The sequence below is a fragment of the Massilia sp. CFBP 13721 genome, from assembly GCF_014842025.1.
Classification (GTDB): Bacteria; Pseudomonadota; Gammaproteobacteria; order Burkholderiales; family Burkholderiaceae_D; genus Telluria.
This window is the reverse complement of sequence record NZ_JACYUY010000022.1, coordinates 72,772-90,939: the sequence shown is the minus strand read 5'-3', so window position 1 is coordinate 90,939 and position 18,168 is coordinate 72,772. Positions and strand designations below refer to the sequence as shown.

General features: G+C 66.5%; 15 protein-coding genes and 1 pseudogene. 8 read left to right on the top strand and 8 right to left on the bottom strand.

The genetic code is table 11. The features are described from left to right. The first annotated feature begins 1 nt into the window (after position 1). The gene (locus IFT60_RS19445) at positions 2 to 886 is read left to right on the top strand and encodes an efflux RND transporter periplasmic adaptor subunit (protein ID WP_229510998.1); all 885 of its coding nucleotides are present in this window, start codon (positions 2 to 4) and stop codon (positions 884 to 886) included. After that, complete coding sequence (locus IFT60_RS19440; protein ID WP_192054635.1) at positions 883 to 2,313, top strand: efflux transporter outer membrane subunit; 1,431 nt, start codon at positions 883 to 885, stop codon at positions 2,311 to 2,313. The genes IFT60_RS19445 and IFT60_RS19440 overlap by 4 nt, the downstream gene beginning before the upstream one ends. Positions 2,314 to 2,547: 234 nt before the next feature. On the opposite strand, the gene IFT60_RS19435 is transcribed toward IFT60_RS19440, so the two are convergent. Genes IFT60_RS19435 through IFT60_RS19425 form a run of 3 tightly spaced genes read right to left on the bottom strand, consistent with a single transcriptional unit; the run spans position 2,548 to position 6,315 of the window. Continuing rightward, positions 2,548 to 4,758 (bottom strand): xanthine dehydrogenase family protein molybdopterin-binding subunit, encoded by a 2,211-nt coding sequence (locus IFT60_RS19435; protein WP_192054632.1) that lies wholly within the window; start codon positions 4,756 to 4,758, stop codon positions 2,548 to 2,550. Then, on the bottom strand, positions 4,755 to 5,747 hold the full coding sequence (locus tag IFT60_RS19430) for an FAD binding domain-containing protein (RefSeq protein WP_192054630.1): 993 nt from the start codon (positions 5,745 to 5,747) through the stop codon (positions 4,755 to 4,757). The genes IFT60_RS19435 and IFT60_RS19430 overlap by 4 nt, the downstream gene beginning before the upstream one ends. Before the next feature lie 10 nt (positions 5,748 to 5,757). After that, on the bottom strand, positions 5,758 to 6,315 hold the full coding sequence (locus IFT60_RS19425) for a (2Fe-2S)-binding protein (protein WP_192054628.1): 558 nt from the start codon (positions 6,313 to 6,315) through the stop codon (positions 5,758 to 5,760). Positions 6,316 to 6,484: 169 nt separating this feature from the next. Here IFT60_RS19425 and IFT60_RS19420 point away from each other — a divergent pair, with 169 nt between their 5' ends. Next, a complete protein-coding gene (locus IFT60_RS19420; protein ID WP_192054625.1) occupies positions 6,485 to 6,907 on the top strand; it encodes a hypothetical protein in 423 nt (140 codons plus the stop codon). Here IFT60_RS19420 and IFT60_RS19415 read toward each other — a convergent pair whose 3' ends face one another. From IFT60_RS19415 to folE, 3 genes and pseudogenes are all read right to left on the bottom strand, one after another. Next, positions 6,908 to 7,537 carry a phosphatase PAP2 family protein gene (locus IFT60_RS19415; protein WP_229510996.1) on the bottom strand — a complete coding sequence of 210 codons (630 nt, stop codon included), beginning with the start codon at positions 7,535 to 7,537 and terminating at the stop codon, positions 6,908 to 6,910. Between the two features lie 207 nt (positions 7,538 to 7,744). Continuing rightward, positions 7,745 to 8,020: pseudogene (locus tag IFT60_RS19410) on the bottom strand (transposase); the annotation flags it as partial. Positions 8,021 to 8,089: 69 nt separating this feature from the next. Continuing rightward, complete coding sequence (folE, locus tag IFT60_RS19405) at positions 8,090 to 8,656, bottom strand: GTP cyclohydrolase I FolE (RefSeq protein ID WP_192054621.1); 567 nt, start codon at positions 8,654 to 8,656, stop codon at positions 8,090 to 8,092. 147 nt (positions 8,657 to 8,803) lie between these two features. On the opposite strand from folE, the gene IFT60_RS19400 reads away from it, so the two are divergent. Further along, on the top strand, positions 8,804 to 9,724 hold the full coding sequence (locus tag IFT60_RS19400) for a hypothetical protein (RefSeq protein ID WP_192054620.1): 921 nt from the start codon (positions 8,804 to 8,806) through the stop codon (positions 9,722 to 9,724). Between the two features lie 6 nt (positions 9,725 to 9,730). Here the strand turns inward: IFT60_RS19400 and nudC are convergent, their stop codons facing one another. Then, entirely contained in the window at positions 9,731 to 10,549 is an 819-nt protein-coding gene (gene nudC / locus IFT60_RS19395; RefSeq protein ID WP_192054619.1) for an NAD(+) diphosphatase, read from the bottom strand. Positions 10,550 to 10,860: 311 nt separating this feature from the next. On the opposite strand from nudC, the gene IFT60_RS19390 reads away from it, so the two are divergent. The 4 genes from IFT60_RS19390 (at position 10,861) to IFT60_RS19375 (ending at position 16,574) form a co-directional block, all read left to right on the top strand. Then, positions 10,861 to 12,210 carry a N,N-dimethylformamidase beta subunit family domain-containing protein gene (locus IFT60_RS19390; protein WP_192054618.1) on the top strand — a complete coding sequence of 450 codons (1,350 nt, stop codon included), beginning with the start codon at positions 10,861 to 10,863 and terminating at the stop codon, positions 12,208 to 12,210. Between the two features lie 54 nt (positions 12,211 to 12,264). Further along, on the top strand, positions 12,265 to 13,329 hold the full coding sequence (locus tag IFT60_RS19385) for a glycosyltransferase family 9 protein (protein ID WP_374001181.1): 1,065 nt from the start codon (positions 12,265 to 12,267) through the stop codon (positions 13,327 to 13,329). Positions 13,330 to 13,663: 334 nt separating this feature from the next. Continuing rightward, on the top strand, positions 13,664 to 15,448 hold the full coding sequence (locus tag IFT60_RS19380) for a glycoside hydrolase family 2 protein (protein ID WP_192054616.1): 1,785 nt from the start codon (positions 13,664 to 13,666) through the stop codon (positions 15,446 to 15,448). A gap of 295 nt (positions 15,449 to 15,743) precedes the next feature. After that, positions 15,744 to 16,574 carry an AraC family transcriptional regulator gene (locus IFT60_RS19375; RefSeq protein ID WP_192054615.1) on the top strand — a complete coding sequence of 277 codons (831 nt, stop codon included), beginning with the start codon at positions 15,744 to 15,746 and terminating at the stop codon, positions 16,572 to 16,574. 312 nt (positions 16,575 to 16,886) lie between these two features. Here the strand turns inward: IFT60_RS19375 and IFT60_RS19370 are convergent, their stop codons facing one another. Then, the gene (locus IFT60_RS19370) at positions 16,887 to 18,062 is read right to left on the bottom strand and encodes an MFS transporter (protein WP_229510995.1); all 1,176 of its coding nucleotides are present in this window, start codon (positions 18,060 to 18,062) and stop codon (positions 16,887 to 16,889) included. Positions 18,063 to 18,168 lie beyond the last annotated feature (106 nt).

The window sequence follows — 18,168 nt, the reverse complement described above, 5'->3', positions numbered from 1 at the left end:
GATGAACTTCTCTCCTAAAGCAATCGGCCGCGTCGGCATCACCGTGCTCGCCGCCGCCGGCGCCATTTATGCCGGCTGGCAGCTGTGGCGCCACTATGAAATCGAACCCTGGACCCGCGACGGCCGTGTCAAGGCGTATGTGGTGCAGGTCGCGCCCGACGTCACCGGTCAGGTCACCAAGGTCTTCGTGCACGACAACCAGCAGGTGAAGGCCGGCGACGTCCTGTTCGAAGTCGACCGCGCACGCTTCGACCTGGCCCTGCGCCAGACCGAGGCGGCCGAGCAGGCGGCGCAGGCCGCGCTGAACCAGGCGCAGCGCGAAGCGCGCCGCAACGTCCAGCTGGACGACCTGGTGGCGCAGGAAACGCGCGAGCAGGGCCAGTCGCGCGTCGAACAGGCACGCGCGGCGCTGGCGCAGGCGACCGTCAACCGCGATACCGCGCGCCTGAACCTGGAGCGCACGCGTGTGGTGTCGGTGGTGAGCGGTTCGGTCACCAACCTGGATTTGCGCGCCGGCGCCTACGTCAGCGCCAGCCACCCGGTGATGGCGCTGGTCGACCGCGGCTCCTTCTATGTCGAGGGATACTTTGAAGAGACCAAGCTGGCGGCAATCCACCTGGGCGACCCGGTGGCGGTGTCGCTGATGGGCGCGAACAAGAAGCTGAGCGGCCACGTCGAAAGCTTTGCCGAGGGGATCTCGGACCGCGACCGCAGCACCGGCACCAATATGCTGCCGAACATTAACCCGACCTTCAACTGGGTGCGCCTGGCGCAACGCATTCCCGTGCGCGTGGCGCTCGATCCGGTACCGCAGGACGTGCGCCTGGTGGCGGGACAGACGGCGACGGTGCAGGTGCTGCCTAATACCGGGAAGAAGACGTCATGAGGCGCCGTTCGTTTTCTCTGGCAGCGCTGCCGCTGTTGCTGGCCGCCTGCGGTACCGTGGTCGGCCCGGATTACCGCATGCCGCAGCAGGCCGTCGTGCAACGGCCGGACGCCGCCGCGCCGTTCCTCGGCGCCGCTTCAAAACCGTTCAGCCAGCAGCCGCTGCCGGCGCAGTGGTGGCGCCTGTACCGGGACAGCACGCTCGACGGCCTGGTCAAGCAGGCGTTCACGGCCAACACCGACCTGCGTGTGGCGTCGGCCAACCTGGCGCGCGCCCGTGCCGTGCTGGCCGAAGCGGAACAGATCGGGCGGCCCGCGGTCGACGTCTCGGCTGCGCCCGCGTTTGGCCGCGCGGCGGGCGCGCCCTCCGGCATCGGTCACGCACTGCCCGACCACGCCAGCTATGACGCCGGCCTGCACGTGTCCTACCAGCTCGACTTGTTCGGCAAGCTGGCGCGCGCGGTCGAGGCGGCAGATGCCGACACCCAGGCGGCGCAGGCGGCGAGCGACCTGGCGCGGGTGACGGTGGCCGCCGAAACCACGCGCGCCTATGCCGAAGCGTGTTCGGCCGGCCAGCAGATCGCGATCGCGCGCCAGTCGGTGGCCTTGCAGGACCGATTCGTGCAGTCGACCGCGCAGCGTGTGAAACTCGGGCGCGGCACGGCGCTCGACAACAGCCGCGCGCTGGCCCAGCGCGAGCAGCTGCGCGCCGCCGTGCCGCCTCTGGAAGCGCAGCGCCGCGGTGCGCTGTACCGGCTGGCGCTGTTGACGGGCGAGACGCCGTCGCACTTCCCGCAAGCGGTGGCCAACTGCGAACGCGCGCCGCAACTGGCCAGTGCGATCCCCGTCGGCGACGGCGCCGCCCTGCTGCGCCGCCGTCCCGACATCCGCCAGGCCGAACGCACGCTCGCCGCCAGCACCGCGCGCATCGGCGTGGCGACGAGCGAGCTGTACCCGCAGATCAGCCTGGGGCTGTCGGCGGGCAGCACGGGTTCGCTGTCCGGCTTCGGCGAGGGCAATACCTTCCGTTACAGCCTGGGGCCGCTGATTTCATGGTCGCTGCCTTCAACCGGCACGGCGCGCATGCACATCGCCCAGGCCGAAGCGGGCACGGCGGCGTCGCTGGCGCGTTTCGATGGCGTCGTGCTGAACGCACTGCGCGAGACGGAGACGGCGCTGAGCAACTACGCGCGCGAGCTCGACCGCAATGCGGCGTTAAAGGCGGCGCGCGACCAGAGCGCGACCGCATCGCAGCAGGCGGCCAAGCTGTACCGCTTCGGGCGCACCGATTTCCTCACCACGCTCGATGCCGAGCGCACGCTGGCATCGAGCGAGGCGGCGGTGGCGGCGTCGAATGCGACCTTGGCGGCCGATCAGGTGGCGCTGTTCCTGGCGCTGGGTGGGGGTTGGGAGCAGGCACCGCAGTAAGGGGACGCCGGAGCAGACCCGTAAGGTGGGCGGGTCCCCCGCCCACGCGTTCAACGCACGCCAGCACATCGAAATGTTTGCGCTCACCGCGTTGTTGTGGGTGGGTGCCCCGTGCCCACGCGGAACGCCGAGCAGACAAGACACCCGTTTCGAACTGCGAACGTGCGTTGAACGCGTGGGCGGAAAACCCGCCCACCTTACGTCCTTGCGTTCAACGTTTCGACCTGCTTACCATCACAACAGCTTATCCAAGGTAATCGGCAAGTCCCGCACCCGCTTCCCGGTCGCATGAAACACGGCATTCGCCACCGCCGCGGCCACCCCGGTGATGCCGATCTCGCCAATCCCTTTCGCCCCCAGCGGATTGACGTGCGGATCGTCTTCGTCCACCACCTCGACCTCGATGTGGCCGATGTCGGCATTCACCGGGATGTGATATTCGGCCAGGTTGCCGTTCACGGCGCGGCCGTTGCGCGCGTCAAACACGGTTTCCTCGAACAGCGCCATACCGAGCCCGCCGACGATGCCGCCCATCAGCTGGCTGTGGCCGGTTTTCGCATTCATCAGCTTGCCCACGCCATACACCCCGACCACGCGCGCCACGCGCACGGTGCCGAGCAGTTCGTCGACGTGGACTTCGACGAAGACAGCGCCAAACGCGTGCATCGAATAGTGCTTGCTCGTGTCGCCGGGGTCGGCGCTGGCCACTACCTCGACCAGACCGCTGCCGTGGCGAGATACGATCGCCGCCATCGTTTCCCGTCTGGCCGGATCGGCGCGCAGGAACAACTCCCCATTCTGCACGTCGACCTCCTCGGCCAGCGCGCCGAACAGCGGCGAGGCTTCATTGGCCACGGCAATCCCGGTCAGTTTCAGGCGCAGCGCATGTCCCGCCGCCAGCACCGCCGGGCCGACGCTGGCCACCGTCGTCGAGCCGCCGGACACGGGCGCTTCCGGCAGCGTCGAATTGCCCAGCTCGAAACTGACCTGCGCCACCGGCACGCCCAGCGCGTCGGCGGCGATCTGCGTCATGACGGTGTACGTGCCGGTACCGAGGTCCTGCGTACTCGAGCGGAACACGGCGCTGCCGTCCGGGTGGATGGTGGCGGACGCCTTGCCCTGCGAGCGGTTGGTCGGATAGGTCGCCGTCGCCATGCCCAGGCCGACCAGCTTGTCGCCCGCGGCCATCGAGCGCGGTTGCGGGTTGCGCCGGCTCCAGCCGAAGCGGGCGGCGCCGGTTTCATAACACTGGCGCAGCGATTTGCTGGAGAACGGCAGGTCCTTGCCGGGGTCGCGCTCGGTGTAATTGCGCAGGCGCAGTTCCAGCGGGTCGATGCCGAGTTCATACGCCAGTTCGTCCATCGACGACTCCAGCGCAAACGAGCCCGAGGCCTCACCCGGCGCGCGCATGAAGGTCGGGGTGCCGAGGTTCATGCGCGCCAGGCGGTGCGTGGTTTCCTGGTTCGGACTTGCGTACATCATGCGCGTCATCAGGCCGCTCGGCTCGATCCAGTCTTCGATCATCGAGGTGTAGGCGATGGTGTCGTGGGCGCTGGCCGTCAAACGCCCGTCGGACATGGCGGCCAGGCGCATGCGCTGGTCGGTGACCGGGCGCTGGCCGACCGGCCCGAACATTTGCGTGCGGTCGAGCGCCAGTTTTACTGGCCGTCCCACCATCTTCGCCGCCATCGCGCACAGCACCACGTGCGACCAGACCGAGCCCTTGCAGCCGAAGCCGCCGCCGACATACGGGCACAGCACCGTGACCTTGTCTTCTTCGATGCCGAACGTGCCGGACACCGTTTTCTGCACGCCCTTCATGTACTGGGTCGAGTCGTACAGGGTCAGGTATTCTCCGTCCCAGGCGGCGATGGTTGCATGCGGCTCGATCGGATTATGGTGTTCGACCGGAGTGCTGTAGGTGATGTCGATGCTGGTGCTGCCCGAGAGCAGGCCCGCCTGCAAATCGCCACGCCGGGTGTCCGGCTTTTGCGTCAGCACCTTTTCCGGCTGGTGTACGTACTGCTTGGCGACCTCGAAATCGAGACGCGCCGCCGTCGTCTCGTAGTCGATGCGCAGGCGGCTTGCCGCCTCGCGCGCGGCCTCGAAAGTCTCGGCGACGACCACGGCCACCGGTTGGTTGTTGTAGTGGACGTCGGCATCCTGCAGCAGCGACAGCACGCGCCCGATCGGCGGCGACACTTTACCTGCCTTGGTTTCGCGCGGCAGCTGCAGCACGTTTTCGTGGGTCATGACCAGCAGCACGCCGGGCACCGCTTCGGCCTCTTGCGCATCGATCCGGCTGATGCGCCCGCTCGGGACGGTGCTGGTGACGAGAAAAGCGTGCGCCAGGCCGGCGACCGGATGCTCGGCCGAATAGCGTGCGCTGCCGCTGACCTTGGCCCAGCCGTCGGTACGGTTGATGGGGGCGCCGATGTTCTTCATGCGAGTCCTCCTGCAGTGCGCACTGCGCGCACTGCGCGTACGATTGCGCGTTGCGCCAGTTCGACCTTGAATGCGTTGTGCGGGAATGCCTGGGCGCCGGCCACGGCCGCCGCCGCGGCTTGCCGGATGAGCGCATCGTCGGGCGCCCGCCCGCGCAATACGTCTTCCGCCTCGACCGCACGCCAGGGTTTATGCGCGACGCCGCCCAGCACCAGGCGCAGGTCGCGCACGGCGCCATCCTGCACGTCCAGCGCGGCCGCTACCGACACCAGCGCAAAGGCATAGCTGGCGCGGTCTCGCACTTTTACGTAGTGCGAATGGGCGAAGGTAGCAGGCGGCAGGTCGATCGCCGTGATCAGTTCGCCCGGCGCGATGACCGTATCGAACTGCGGTTCGTCGCCCGGCAGGCGGTGGAAGTCGGCGATCGGGAGCACGCGCTCGCCATCGGGCCCGGCCAGGCGCACGCTGGCGTCGAGCGCCACCAGCGCCACCGCCATGTCCGATGGATGGGTGGCGATGCAGGACGGGCTGGCGCCGAGGATCGCGTGGATGCGATTGAAACCGCCCAGCGCCGCGCAGCCGCTGCCCGGTTCGCGCTTGTTGCACTGTTTGAAATGGGGATCGGTGAAGTAATAGCAGCGCGTACGTTGCAGCAGGTTGCCGCCGACGGTCGCCATGTTGCGCAGTTGGGCCGAGGCGCCGTTCAGGATCGCTTCCGACAGCACCCGGTACGGCCCGCGCACCAGCGCGTGATTCGCCGCCGCCGTATTGCTTGCCATGGCGCCGATGCGCACGCCGCCGTCGGGCAGCTGTTCGATGCCGTTCAACGCGATGCGGCTGACGTCGACCAGCCGCGTCGGTTGTTCGACCCCGCTTTTATACAAGTCGAGCAGGTTCGTGCCGCCGCCGATGAATTTGCTGCCGGGGGCACTTCCCAGTTCGATGGCATGGGCGACGTCGCGCGCCCGTTCGTAGGATATCGAATGCATGGCGCCCCCTTTATGAACCGGCGGCGACGCGGATCGCCGCCACGATGTTCTGGTAGGCGCCGCAGCGGCACAGGTTGCCGCTCATGCGCTCGCGGATCTCGTCGTCGCTCAGTGCCAGCGGCCGTTCACCCTGGGTGATGCCGCTGGCCTGGCCTTCGGCTATTTCTCGCAGCAGCGCCACGGTCGAACAGATCTGACCCGGCGTGCAATAGCCGCATTGGAAACTGTCGTGGTCCATGAAGGCGGCCTGCACCGGGTGCGGCGCGCCATCCTGGGCCAGTCCCTCGATGGTGGTGATTTCGCGGCCGTCGTGCATGACGGCCAGGGTCAGGCAGGAATTGATGCGCTGGCCATCGACCAGCACGGTGCAGGCGCCGCACTGGCCGCGGTCGCACCCTTTTTTGGTGCCGGTCAGGACCAGCCGCTCGCGCAGGGCGTCGAGCAGGCTGACGCGCGGTTCGATCAGCAACTGGTGCTCGGCGCCGTTGATGCGCAGCGTCAGGGGCTGGGGAGGAACGTAAGGCGGCGCGATGGGAGTCGTCGCTGAAATCTGGTCGTCGTCTGGCATGATCTCGCTCGTGTCGGTAGGAAGACAGGAACTTGATCATCGCCGAATTCAATATAACGCGAAGTTCGGGAGAGCGGACACGCTGTCCGCCGGCAGAGTTGCGCCCCAGGAAAGCCACGTTCTATACTAGCCCCGGGCCGTTGTCGCGCCCCAACCTGGAAACCCACGCATGCGCCTACCTCATCTGCTCGCTTCCCTGCTCGCGCCCCTGCTGCTCGCCGGCTGCGTCGACGGCTCGGCCACGTATTACATCAACGGCAACCAGCACGCGCTGACGGTACGCGCGCTACAGGAATACTTCTGGAGCAAGGAAGTCACGCTGGATGTGCTGGCCTCGCGCATGCCCGATTGCCAGCGCCGCATCCCGCTCGGCAAATTGCCAATGGCCGACGTGGAAATCGAGCTGTTTGAATCCGGAGAAAACACCTATACGCTGCGCGCCGGCGATGAGGCCTGGCGCGTCGAGACCGCAACCTGCAGCGAACTGGAAGCGCCGGAACAAGTGACGGGCAAGCCGCTTGGCCTGTATCACCTGGATGAGAACAACAAGCTGGTGTTCGAGAATGCGGAGCCGGAAGCGCCGCCAAAGTAATCAGGGTCTTAACCAGCCTCTTGCGATAGGCGCCGCCAACACGCGGCGGTAGACAGCCTGCATCGTTGTCACCAGCAGCGTCGCCAGCGCCTCGCCGGCGCGGGTGCTCACGAAAGCCGCCGCCAGGCTGGAAACGACCAGCGCGCCGATCATGTCCAGCGGCCAGTGCACACCGAGGAATACGCGCGCCCAGGCCACGACGACAGCCAGCGCCAGTAAACCCAGCCCGCAACAGCGCGCCTCGCGCAGGCGGCTCAGCGCCAATGCCAGCGCCACCGAGAACATGCTGGTCGCGTGATCGCTCGGGAACGAGCTGTCCGGCGCGTGATGGAGGAAGTTCTGGCCGATCTCGAGCATGAAGGGGCGCGGATGGAACCACACCAACCCGATCAGTTTACTCATCGTCAGCGCCACCACCGCCGCCAGCAAGGCGCGTACGGCCGCTTCGCGCTGGCCGGCGCCGCCCGTCCACATCAGCACCAGGCCGATCGGCACCACCAGGATGATCCATTCGGCGGCGAAGATCGCGCCGTGCAGGCGCCAGCCGGCCAGCCCGGAGGCCGCATTGATCAGGGAAAACAGGAAGAGGTTCAGGTGGTCGAACATGGCGCCGGGATGAAAGGATGACAATGTTCCCAGCGTAGCTCAGCAGTTCGCGCGCACGATTCGAAATCGCAACAGATTGTGACAAGACGGCGCGCGAGACGACGGACAGCTGTTAAAGATCAATCGACATCACTGCCGCGCCTGAACTTTTTGCCCAGATGTTGCACAAACGCATCGCCCTCTTTAACGCGGGCGTAATAGCCGATGCAACTGCGCCATTTCCACGTCCCGTCCCAGCTTGTCGAGGGTTTGTTCGAGCAGCGTGCGTTCGCCGTCGCGCAGCATGGTCCACTGCGTAAAATATTCGTGCACGGTGCGCCAGGGTGGAAAGTCGCGCGGCAGGCTGCGCCAGGCCGCCCCCGTGTGCAGGAAGTACAGCACCGCGCAGTACACGTCGTAGAGGTCGTGCTTGCGCGGACGCGTCTTGCGGCGCGCCGCCTCGAGCATGTCGCGCACGAGCGCGAATTGCTCGCGCCCGATGTCGCTGGGGAATTCGGGCCGTGCCATGTCATTCTCCCCAAATTAGCTTTGAGAGGAAGATGTGGAACAGGTTCCCGACGTATGCTTACTTCAAGTTCAGTCGCGGGCGAGCGCCAGGAATTCGGTACGCAGCGCCAGGTTCGGCTGCAATTCACCCAGCATACACGAAGTGATCGTTTCCTCACCCTGCGTGCGAATCCCGCGGCTTTCCATGCACATGTGGCGGCATTTCACGACAACGCCGACCGCTTTGGGCTCCAGCACTTCCATCAGCGCATTCGCGATCTGCATCGTCATGCGTTCCTGCACCTGCAGGCGTTTGGAGAAAATGTCGACCAGGCGCGTCAGCTTCGACAGGCCGACGATTTTCCCGTTCGGCAGGTAGCCGACGGTGGCCTTGCCGAAGAACGGCGCCAGGTGGTGCTCGCAATGGCTGTAGACCGGGATGCCGCGCACCACGATCAGTTCGTTGTACTGCTCGGCGCCGTCTTCGAACGCTTTCAGGACGGAGACCGGATCCTGGCCGTAGCCGGAGGTCCAGTGTTTCCAGGCTTTACTTACGCGCGCCGGCGTTTCATGCAGGCCGGGACGGTCCGGATCTTCACCGAGGCTGGCCAGCAGCCGGCGCCAGTCGTTTTCGGTGAATGCTTCTTTGTCAGACATGGGCTTACCTTAAAAATACGATTGCCGTCAGTATATAGAAAATGGGCCGATGGCACCGGGGGCTGCCATTTTCTTGAGCAAACCAGACTCGGCTGTTGTGGCGATGCGCTAGCGTCGATTTGTTTATTAACGCGACGGAGGCGGCCTATGTTCGGAAGCTCGGTACTGGAACTGGCAATCGGTTTGACGTTTTGTTACGGAACGGTGGCGCTGATCGTCGCCACCGTGCAGGAAGCGCTGGCGGCGGCCTTCCGCCTGCGTGCCAATACCCTGCTGGCGGGGATCAAAAGCATGCTCAACGATCCGCGCTTCACCGCGCTGGCGCAGATGGTGTATGCGCACCCGCTGGTCAATCCGCACAGCGACGGCCGGACGGCCGACGAGCGCAACCTGGCGACCCGGCCGTCCTACATCGAACCGGCTTACTTCGCGATCGCGCTGATCGACAGCATCCAGCACGTTCCCGGCAACTTTGCGCGCCTGGGCGCCGACATCGACGCGGTGGCCGACCCGCAAGTGCGGCGCGCCCTGCAGGGGCTATATGCGCGCGCCGGCGGCGACCTCGAACGCTTCCAGGCGCTGATTGCCGGCTGGTTCGACAATGCGATGCAGCGCCTGTCGGGCAGCTATAAACGCAAGCAGTTGCTGATCTCGTTCCTGATCTCGCTGCTGCTGGCGATCCTGTTCAACATCGACAGCATCGCCCTGTTCCGCACCCTGTGGCAGCAGCCGCAACTGGCGGCCCACATCGGCGCCGCCCCGACCGTCCTCGACGCCGAGACGCTGCGCCAGCTGTGGGCGCTGCCGATCGGATGGACGAGCTTCCCGCCCGTGCTCGACACCGCCTTCGCGCTGCAGGCGGCCGGCTGGATCGTCACCGCCTCGACCACCCTGTTTGGCGCGCCGTTCTGGTTCGATCTGTTACAGCGTGCAGTGCAGTTGCGCAGTACCGGCACCCGTCCCGATGCCGGCGGCACCCAGGTGCAGGTGGCGGCGTCGAGCACGGGCAGCATGCCGGCGGCAATCGAGGTGCGTACGACGCCGGCGCTGCCGGCAGTCAGCAACTGAGCAGATTTACCGCCCCGGTGGCCGGTGCGCGTCGACCAGCACGCTTGAAACTGAGATGTGCGGCACGCGTTCCGGCCATTCGTCATTCGGGCCGAACCAGCGCGCTTCGGCGATTTCCGTCGGGTCGACGCGGATTTCTCCCCCCGCATAGTCCGCCGTAAAGGCGATCATCAGCGAATGCGGGAAGGGCCAGGACTGGCTCGCGAAATACTGCAGGTTCGTCACCTGCAGCCCCACCTCTTCATATACCTCGCGGTGGATCGCTTCCTCGATCGACTCGCCCGCTTCCAGGAACCCGGCCAGCGGCGTGAAGCGCTTCGTTGGCGAAGCGATGTGCATCGCCATCAGGTAGGCGTCGCCCTTGCGGATCAGGACCATCATCGCCGGCGAAATACGCGGATAGGCCAGGTGGCCGCAGTTACTACATTTAAAACTGCGCTCGTGCGCCACGCGCGCCATCGGCTGGCCGCAGGCGCCGCAGAAGCGGTGCGTGCGCGCCCATTCCGCGATCTGCGCCGCGCGTCCGGCCAGGCCCAGCATCGATTCGTCGAAGTCCCCGAATAGCGAACGCAGGCCGCGCCAGGCATAGCCCTGCGGTAGTTCCTCGCGCTCCAGCCAGCCGGCCTGGCAATAGCGCTCGCCCAACAGCCCGACCGGCTGTTCGTTGGCCGGATCCAGCCCCAACGCGGCCAGCGTGGCGGCGTCGGGCAATGCCAGGTCGGCTTCGCGCAGCAGCAGGCGCCCGCCGTGGAAGATGAAGCTGAGCGGGTCGGCATGGTCTTGCGGCGCCATCAGCGGCGTGAAGGTCGAAGGCGTTTTCAGCATCGTTGGATCGTCGGTAAAAGTCGGTGTCCCATCATACCGCGCGCGACGCCGCTGTGTTCGGTGCACGCCATCTCCTGTACTGCTGACCCTGGCACATTTCCTCAGACCGTTTTCAGCGGACGAGGTTTCCTGATTCTTCATCCGATCCAACCTGCGTCAGCCGCGTTTGGCGTGCCGAACTAACGGCAACTCATCTTGCTCAAAGATGAACGAATCGCTGCGCCAGATCAGGAGAAGACGATGGACTTGAGACCCGTCATGTCCGGCATGGGCCAGACCCCGCGCTGCACGCGTCCGCCTGCGGAGCCGGCATGATCCGCGCCTATCCCGGCCGTGCCAGCGTGCTGCCCGGCGAACGCCTGGTGCTGCATGTCGCCACCGACAGTGCGCGCTTTCGCGTGCACTTCTATCGCTGGCACGATGGCTTCGAGGCCATGCACAGCTCGTCCTGGCAACCGGGCGAGCGCGAGCGCGGCGCCGGCGACGACTGGGACTGGCCGCCCTACGAATTTTCCGTGCCGGCGCATTGGCGTTCCGGCGTCTACATCGCCCATTTCGAAGAAGCCGACGGCAAACTCCCGCTGTCGCTCGCGCTCGCTTCGGCGGCCGCCCTGTTCGTGGTGCGCGGCCGGCGCCATGGCGGCATGCTGTACAAACTGCCGCTCTCCACCTGGCACGCCTACAACCTCAGCGGCGGCGGCTGCTTCGGGCGCAACCCGCCGGCCTCTAGCGACCCGCCCGGTTCCCGCGTTTCGCTGCAGCGGCCCGGCGGCGGCATCGGTGGCCCGGCCTGGGGTGCGCCCGATTATTACGACACCGCTTCCGCGCGTTACAGCTTCGCCCACTGGGATGCGCGTTTTATTCGCTGGCTGGCGCGCCAGGGCTATACCCCGGAATTCTGCACCGACCTCGACATCGACGCCGATCCCGGCCTGGCGCTGCGCTACCGGTTGCTGGTGGCGGCCGGGAACGACGAATACTGGACGGCGCCGGCGCGCGCCGCAGTCGAGGATTTCATTGCCGCCGGCGGGAATGCGGCCTGGTTCGCCGCCAGGCTGTGCTGGTGGCGCGTGCACCTGGTCGACGGCCGCTTCCTGGTCTGCCACCAAAGTGGCGCGCACGGTGCCCATGACTGCTGGTGGCCAACGCACGGCGCCGGGCAACCGGAGGACCGCCTCGGCGGCGTCAGCCACCGCCATGGCGGCAGCTGGCGCGATGGTCCGCGCCAGACCGGCGGCTTCATCGTTCAGCAGCCCGAGCACTGGGTATTCGCCGGCACTGGTTTACACCGCGGCGCCGCCTTCGGCGCCGATACCTGGCCGCCGCTGGCCGGCTACGCCTGCGACGGCGTACCGCTCGACAGCTTCGAGCGCACGGGCGGGCATGCGCTGCTGTCGGCCTGGGCCGATGAGGACGGCACGCCCGACGGCTACCAGTTGCTGGCCGCCTGTCCGCTCGATTGCCGCTGGCAGGAACTGCCGGCGCGCGAGCGCCACGCGGCCGGCGAAGGCGTGCACGCGGCGGCACTGGGCCTGTTCGAACGCGGCGGCACCGTCTTCGCCGCCGGCACCAGCGACTGGGCGCAGGTACTGGCCGACGGCCGCGACCGTACGGTCGAACGCATCACCCGCAATGTCCTCGACCGCCTGCTGCTGCATTGACCCCTGCTTTCGGCCATGACCACCAATTTGCGACCGCAATCGAAGGAGGAAACCGTGTCCCGGCGTCCGCTCCTGCACCGACTCGAGGTCGACTCCGTCGTCGTGTTCCGCGCGCTGCACCTGGGCGACATGCTGTGCGCCGTGCCAGCCCTGCGCGCGCTGCGCGCCTCGCTGCCCAAGGCGCGGATCACGCTCGTCGGCCTGCCCTGGGCGCGCCAGTTCGCGCGCCGTTTTCACCACTACATCGACGACTTCGTGGCTTTTCCCGGCCATCCGCTGCTGCCCGAACAGGAGACGCGCCATGAAGAGCTGACGCCCTTCTATGCCGGCCTGTGCACGCGCCGCTTCACGCTGGCGCTGCAGTTGCACGGCAACGGCGTGGTCACCAACGAAATCGTGGCCGGCTTCGGCGCCCGGGCGATGGCCGGTTACTGCGCTGGCAAGGCGGTTGCCACCGAGCGCACGGTGCTGTTCCCGTATCCGGAAGTGGGGGCCGAGCCGGACCGCCTGCTGCGCCTGGTCGAACGCCTGGGCGCCAGCGCCGCCGGCGACTACCTCGAATTCCCGCTGGCGCCGGAAGACCGGCAAGAGCTCGAGGCCAGCGGCATCGCCGCCGGTCTCGTCCCCGGCAATTACATCTGCGTCCATCCGGGCGCAAAGAAGCGCAGCAATCAGCCCGAGCACCGCTGGCCGCCGCAGCGCTTCGCCGAAGTGGCCGACCGCCTGGCCGCCGAATTCGGCGTCGGCGTGGTGCTCACCGGGACCGCCGACGACGCCGACCTGGTGGGCGAAACGGCACGCCACATGCAGGCGCGCGCGGTGAATGCGGCGGCGCCGATCTCGATCGGCGCCATGGCGGCGCTGATGAAAAATGCGCGCCTGCTGCTCTGCAACGACACCGGCGTGTCGCACGTCGCCGCCGGCCTGCGCCTGAAAAGCGTGGTCATTTTCAGCCGCGCCGACATCGCGCGCTGGGCGCCGCTCGACCGCGACAAGCACCGCTGCATCTGGGACCCGGACGCGCAACGTTCCGGGGCCGTACTGCAGCATGCGCGCGCGCTGCTGGCGGGGACGGATCCGAACCGGCAGCGCCGGGCGGGGTTGTGGCCGTATTTTTGATGTTGTTGTGCAGGCGTAGGTAGAGCTGTTGCTTGTCGCGCTATCGGTAGGTTTGATCCGCATGGGCACGAGTGCCCATCCTACGGACACGTTATCAATCAGCGGTTTGCGGGAGCTCGCCACGAAAAGTGACCGTAGGGTGGGCTCCGCCCACGCGGATCAAACATACCGATAACAGCGCAGGCAACAGCCCCACAAAAACCTGATGATCCCCTCTAAAAAACCCTGTCGTACGCCGACGACATCGCGCAATTTTGCTGCACTTCAGGCGTAGACTTTTCTTCAAGGCGCCCCAAAACAGCAGTCCCCTCCACCCTCAGGTTTCACCCACATCATGCGCAGCCTCGACACCCCCAGCACGCCCCATCCGCGTCCGCAGATGGTGCGCGCGCAGTGGGCCAGCCTCGACGGCTGGTGGGAGTTCGCCTTCGACGATGCCAACGCCGGCTTGTCCGGCCGCTGGTACAACGGCCGTGAACTGCCCCAGCGGATCCTGGTCCCGTTCCCCTACCAATCCACGACGTCCGGCATCGGCAGCCGCGAGATCCACGAAGTCATGTGGTACAGCCGCAGCATCGACGTCCCCCCGGACTGGAACAGCGGCGCCCTGCTGCTGCACTTCGGCGCCGTCGACTACCGCGCCGACGTCTGGGTCAACGGCCGCGTGGCGGGGCGCAACCGCGGCGGCCACGTGCCGTTCTCGTTCGACATCGCACCTTATCTGAAAGCCGGCACCAACCGCATCACGGTGCGCGTGGAAGACCGCCAGGACCCGTACCAGCCGCGCGGCAAGCAGTCGTCGTCCGGCACGCCGGTGCGCATCTATTACTACTGCACCAGCGGGATCTGGCAGAACGTCTGGCTGGAACCGGTCGCCGCCCTGCGCATCGACTACCTGCGCATCCTCGAGGCGAAGCCCGACGGTACGCTGGCGTTGAACGTGCACCTGCACGGCCCGTCGCGCGACTGGGAAGCCGAGCTCGACGTACTTGACGGCCTCGATTCGGAGACGATCTGCGCCCAGGCGCGTAGCGAAAGCCGCGGCGCGGTGTTGCGCCTGCAGGCGCAGGTTCCCAATGCGCGCCCATGGTCGCCGCACGACCCGCACCTGTACAAACTGCGGGTGCGCCTGCTGCACCGCGGCCAGCCCGTCGACAGCGTCGAATCGTATGCCGGCCTGCGCTCGATCGAACTCAAGGACGGCTGGTTCCACCTGAACGGCGAGCGCATGTTCCTGCTGATGGCGCTCGACCAGGGCTACTGGCCCGACACGCTGCTGGCCGCGCCGGACGACGAAGCCTTGCGCGACGACGTCGCCTGGGCCAAGCGCTTCGGCTTCAATGGCGTGCGCAAGCACCAGAAGATCGAGCACGAGCGCTGGCTGTACTGGTGCGACCGGCTCGGCCTGATGGTGTGGGAAGAGATGCCGAACGCGCGCTCCTGGTCCGAGGAATCGGAAGAGCGCCTCGAGATCGAGTGGCTGCGCGCCGTGATGCGCGACGCCAACCACCCGGCGATCGTGGCCTGGGTGCCGGTGGTCGAAAGCTTCGGCTTTCCGGAACTGGTGAGACACCCGCACCAGCACGATTTCCTCGAAAGGATGGTCGCGCGCACGCGCCTGGTCGATGCGACGCGTCCCGTCATCGACAACGACGGCTGGCAGCACACCGACGTCACCGACGTCTGCACCATCCACGATTATTCGCATCCGGTCGAGAAGCTGCTGGAACGCTATGCCGGCACCCTGCAGACCGGGCTGCCGCCACCCGCCACCTGGGTCAAGGGCCGCAACCTGTTCCTGGAAGGGACCCAGTACCGCGGCCAGCCGATCGTGTTTTCGGAAGTCGGCGGCTACCTGATGGCGCCCGACCGGCCCGAGCGGCGGCGCGACCGTTTATATGACCATTACGGCAACGTGCAGAACGAAGACGAGCTGGCGCAACGCTATTGCCGGCTGATGGAAGGACTCGCTTCGCTGCCCTTCCTCGCCGGGCTGTGCTACACCCAGCTGACCGACGTCGAGCACGAGCAGAACGGCCTGTTGACGGCCGCGCGCGTGCCGCGCCTGCCGCCGGAGCAGCTGGCCGCGCTGCATCGCCAGCTCTGGCCGAACGCGTAGAGTCTATCCCGGTAGTCCGGAGGAAGCTGAGAGCGATGCATGGCAAGCGCGGGCAAGGCGCGAGGAGGGCGCATGGCGGGCCCATACAACCGACGAGCAACGCAGCATCCGCTTGTCATGCGCGCTTGCAGCGACTCTGGACTACTGGGATAGGCTCATAGGCCACCGGCCGGCTTCGTCAACTCGAGCGACAACATGGTCGTTTCGGCCCCCTCTGTCAACAATTCCGTCAATTCGCTTCCTAAAAAATAGCAGATCGTCCAGAATAGGCTGCTCATCCTCAAACATGGAGCTTATGGACAAGATCTCGTCGCTGGTCGGCCGCTACTCGTTTCGAGCCCGGGTATTTTTCAATGGGATGTTTTGCGACTCGAATGCCTTTGCCGAAGATAAATCGGCCGGGCAGCTGCACCTGGTGCGCAAGGGTCCGGTCGTGTTCCGCCACGAGGGAGCGCCGGCGCTGCGGATCGACCAGCCGGCGATGGTGTTTTATCCGCGCGGCACGGCTCATGTGCTGGAGGTGCCCGACGGCGCCATCGCCACCCTGCTGTGCGCCCACATCTGCTTCGAGGACGGCGGCGCCAATCCGCTGGCGCGCGCCCTGCCCGCCTGCCTGTACCTGCCGCTGGCCGGCATGCCGGCGCTCGGGCACACGCTGGAGTTGTTGTTCGCCGAAGCCGCCGGCAAGGAGCAGGGGCGCGACGTCATCCTCGACCGCCTGTGCGACGTATTGATGATCCAGGTGCTGCGCCACGAATTCGAAACCGGGACCTTGTCGATCGGCTTGCTCGCCGGCCTGGCCGACCGCCAGCTGGCGCCGGTGCTGGGGGCGATCCACGCGCGCCCGCACGAACCCTGGCAACTCGAGACGCTGGCGCGCGAAGCCTGCATGTCGCGCGCGCGCTTTACGGAGCACTTCAGGAACGTGGTCGGCATGCCGCCCGGCGAATACCTGACGCGCTGGCGCATCGGCATCGCCCAGAATTTGCTGAGGAAGGGGATGCCTGTAAAAGTGGTCAGCAGCCAGGCCGGCTACACCAGTGCGCCTGCATTCACGCGGGCATTCACGGCATTGGTGGGGGTGTCGCCACGGCAGTGGCTGAAGGAGATCGTGCCGGTCGCATGATGCGCATGCGACCGTGGGGCTGTTGCCTGTACTGCTAACGGAATGTTTGATCCGCATGGGCACAAGTGCCCATCCTACGGATTATGCCAACGGCGATCGTACAAAACCCGGATACGTAACGTGTCCCGTAGAGGATGTGAAAAAAACGTCAGGGCAAGGCGCCGAGTCGAAGACAGTACGAGTGTACGGCGAGACGAGGCAACGCAGCCATGGCGATTTTTTCACATCCTCGTAGGATGGGCACCCGTGCCCATGCGGATCAAGCAAACTGATACCGCCCCACGCAACAGCGCCACGTGCGGTCGCAGGGGATTACTTCAACAACCGGGTACGGCTGGCAACGAAGGCGATCAACAGCGACAGGCCGCCGACATAAGCGATCGCCATTTGCATGCCGACGTGGTGGGCGATGGCACCGATCACCGGTGGGCCCATCAGGGTGCCGCTGTAGGCCATGCTGGCGACACCGGCCAGGGCGACCGGGCCCTGGGCGCCGGCGGCGCTGAACACGAACGGGAACAGCAGCGACAGGCCGAGGCCGGCGACGGCGAAGCCGGCAAGCGCAACGTAGGCGTTCGGCGACAGCACGGCGAAGAACAGGCCGGCGCTCGACACCAGGGCGCCGGTGGCGACCAGGCGCTGGGCGCCGAAGCGCACTTTCAGCTTGTCGCCGACCAGGCGCGACACCAGCATCATCGCCGAGAAGCAGGTCAGGGCCAGCGGCGCCAGGCCGTCGGTCGCGCCGAAGTGTTCTTTGAGGAACACGCCGCTCCAGTCGGCGATGCTGCCTTCCGACATCGAGCCGAGGAAACCCAGCAGGCCTAGCAGTGCCATCGGACCGCGCGGCAGTGCGAACTTCTTCTTTTCGACCTTCTCGACCGCATCGTCGGCGTCGAGCATGGTGTAGGCGCCGTACAGGGCCAGGGCCAACGGAATGGCGACCATCACGAAGTGGGTCGCCGGGGCGATCTTCAGGCTGCCCATCAGGCTGCCCAGCGTGGCGCCGACCAGGCCGCCGGCGCAGGCCAGGCCGTGCAGCATCGACATTTCCGATTTACCGGTCTGCTTTTCGCGCTTCGAGGCGGCGGCATTCATGGCCACGTCGTAGGTGCTGGCGGTGATGCCGAGCATCAGCACGGCCATCATCAGGCGCGACACGGTCGGCGCCATGCCGATCGACACCAGTACGCCCAGCAGGGCCAGGCCGGAGATCAGCAGCGATTTACGCGCGCCGAAACGGCCCATCAGGAACGACGAAACCGGAAACGACAGCAGCGCGCCGACGCCGCCGCACAGCAGCACCATCGACAGGGCCGAGTGCGACACGTGCACGCGCTCGGCCAGGGCCGGGATGCGGCCGGCCCACGAGCCCATGATCACGCCGAACAGGGCGAACATGATGGGCAGCGCATATTGTTGAACTTGAACGAGAACCGGGCTGCGCGACGAAGAGATCGAGGCGGGGACAGCGGGAACAGTGGTGTGCATTATTTCTAAACCGAGAAATGTAAGCCTGAGCTTCAGTGCTGTCCGAGAGGCTCCACTCTTCGGGAAAAGCGTTGGAACGGTGGCGTCTTTGCGACTGCTCTGCCGT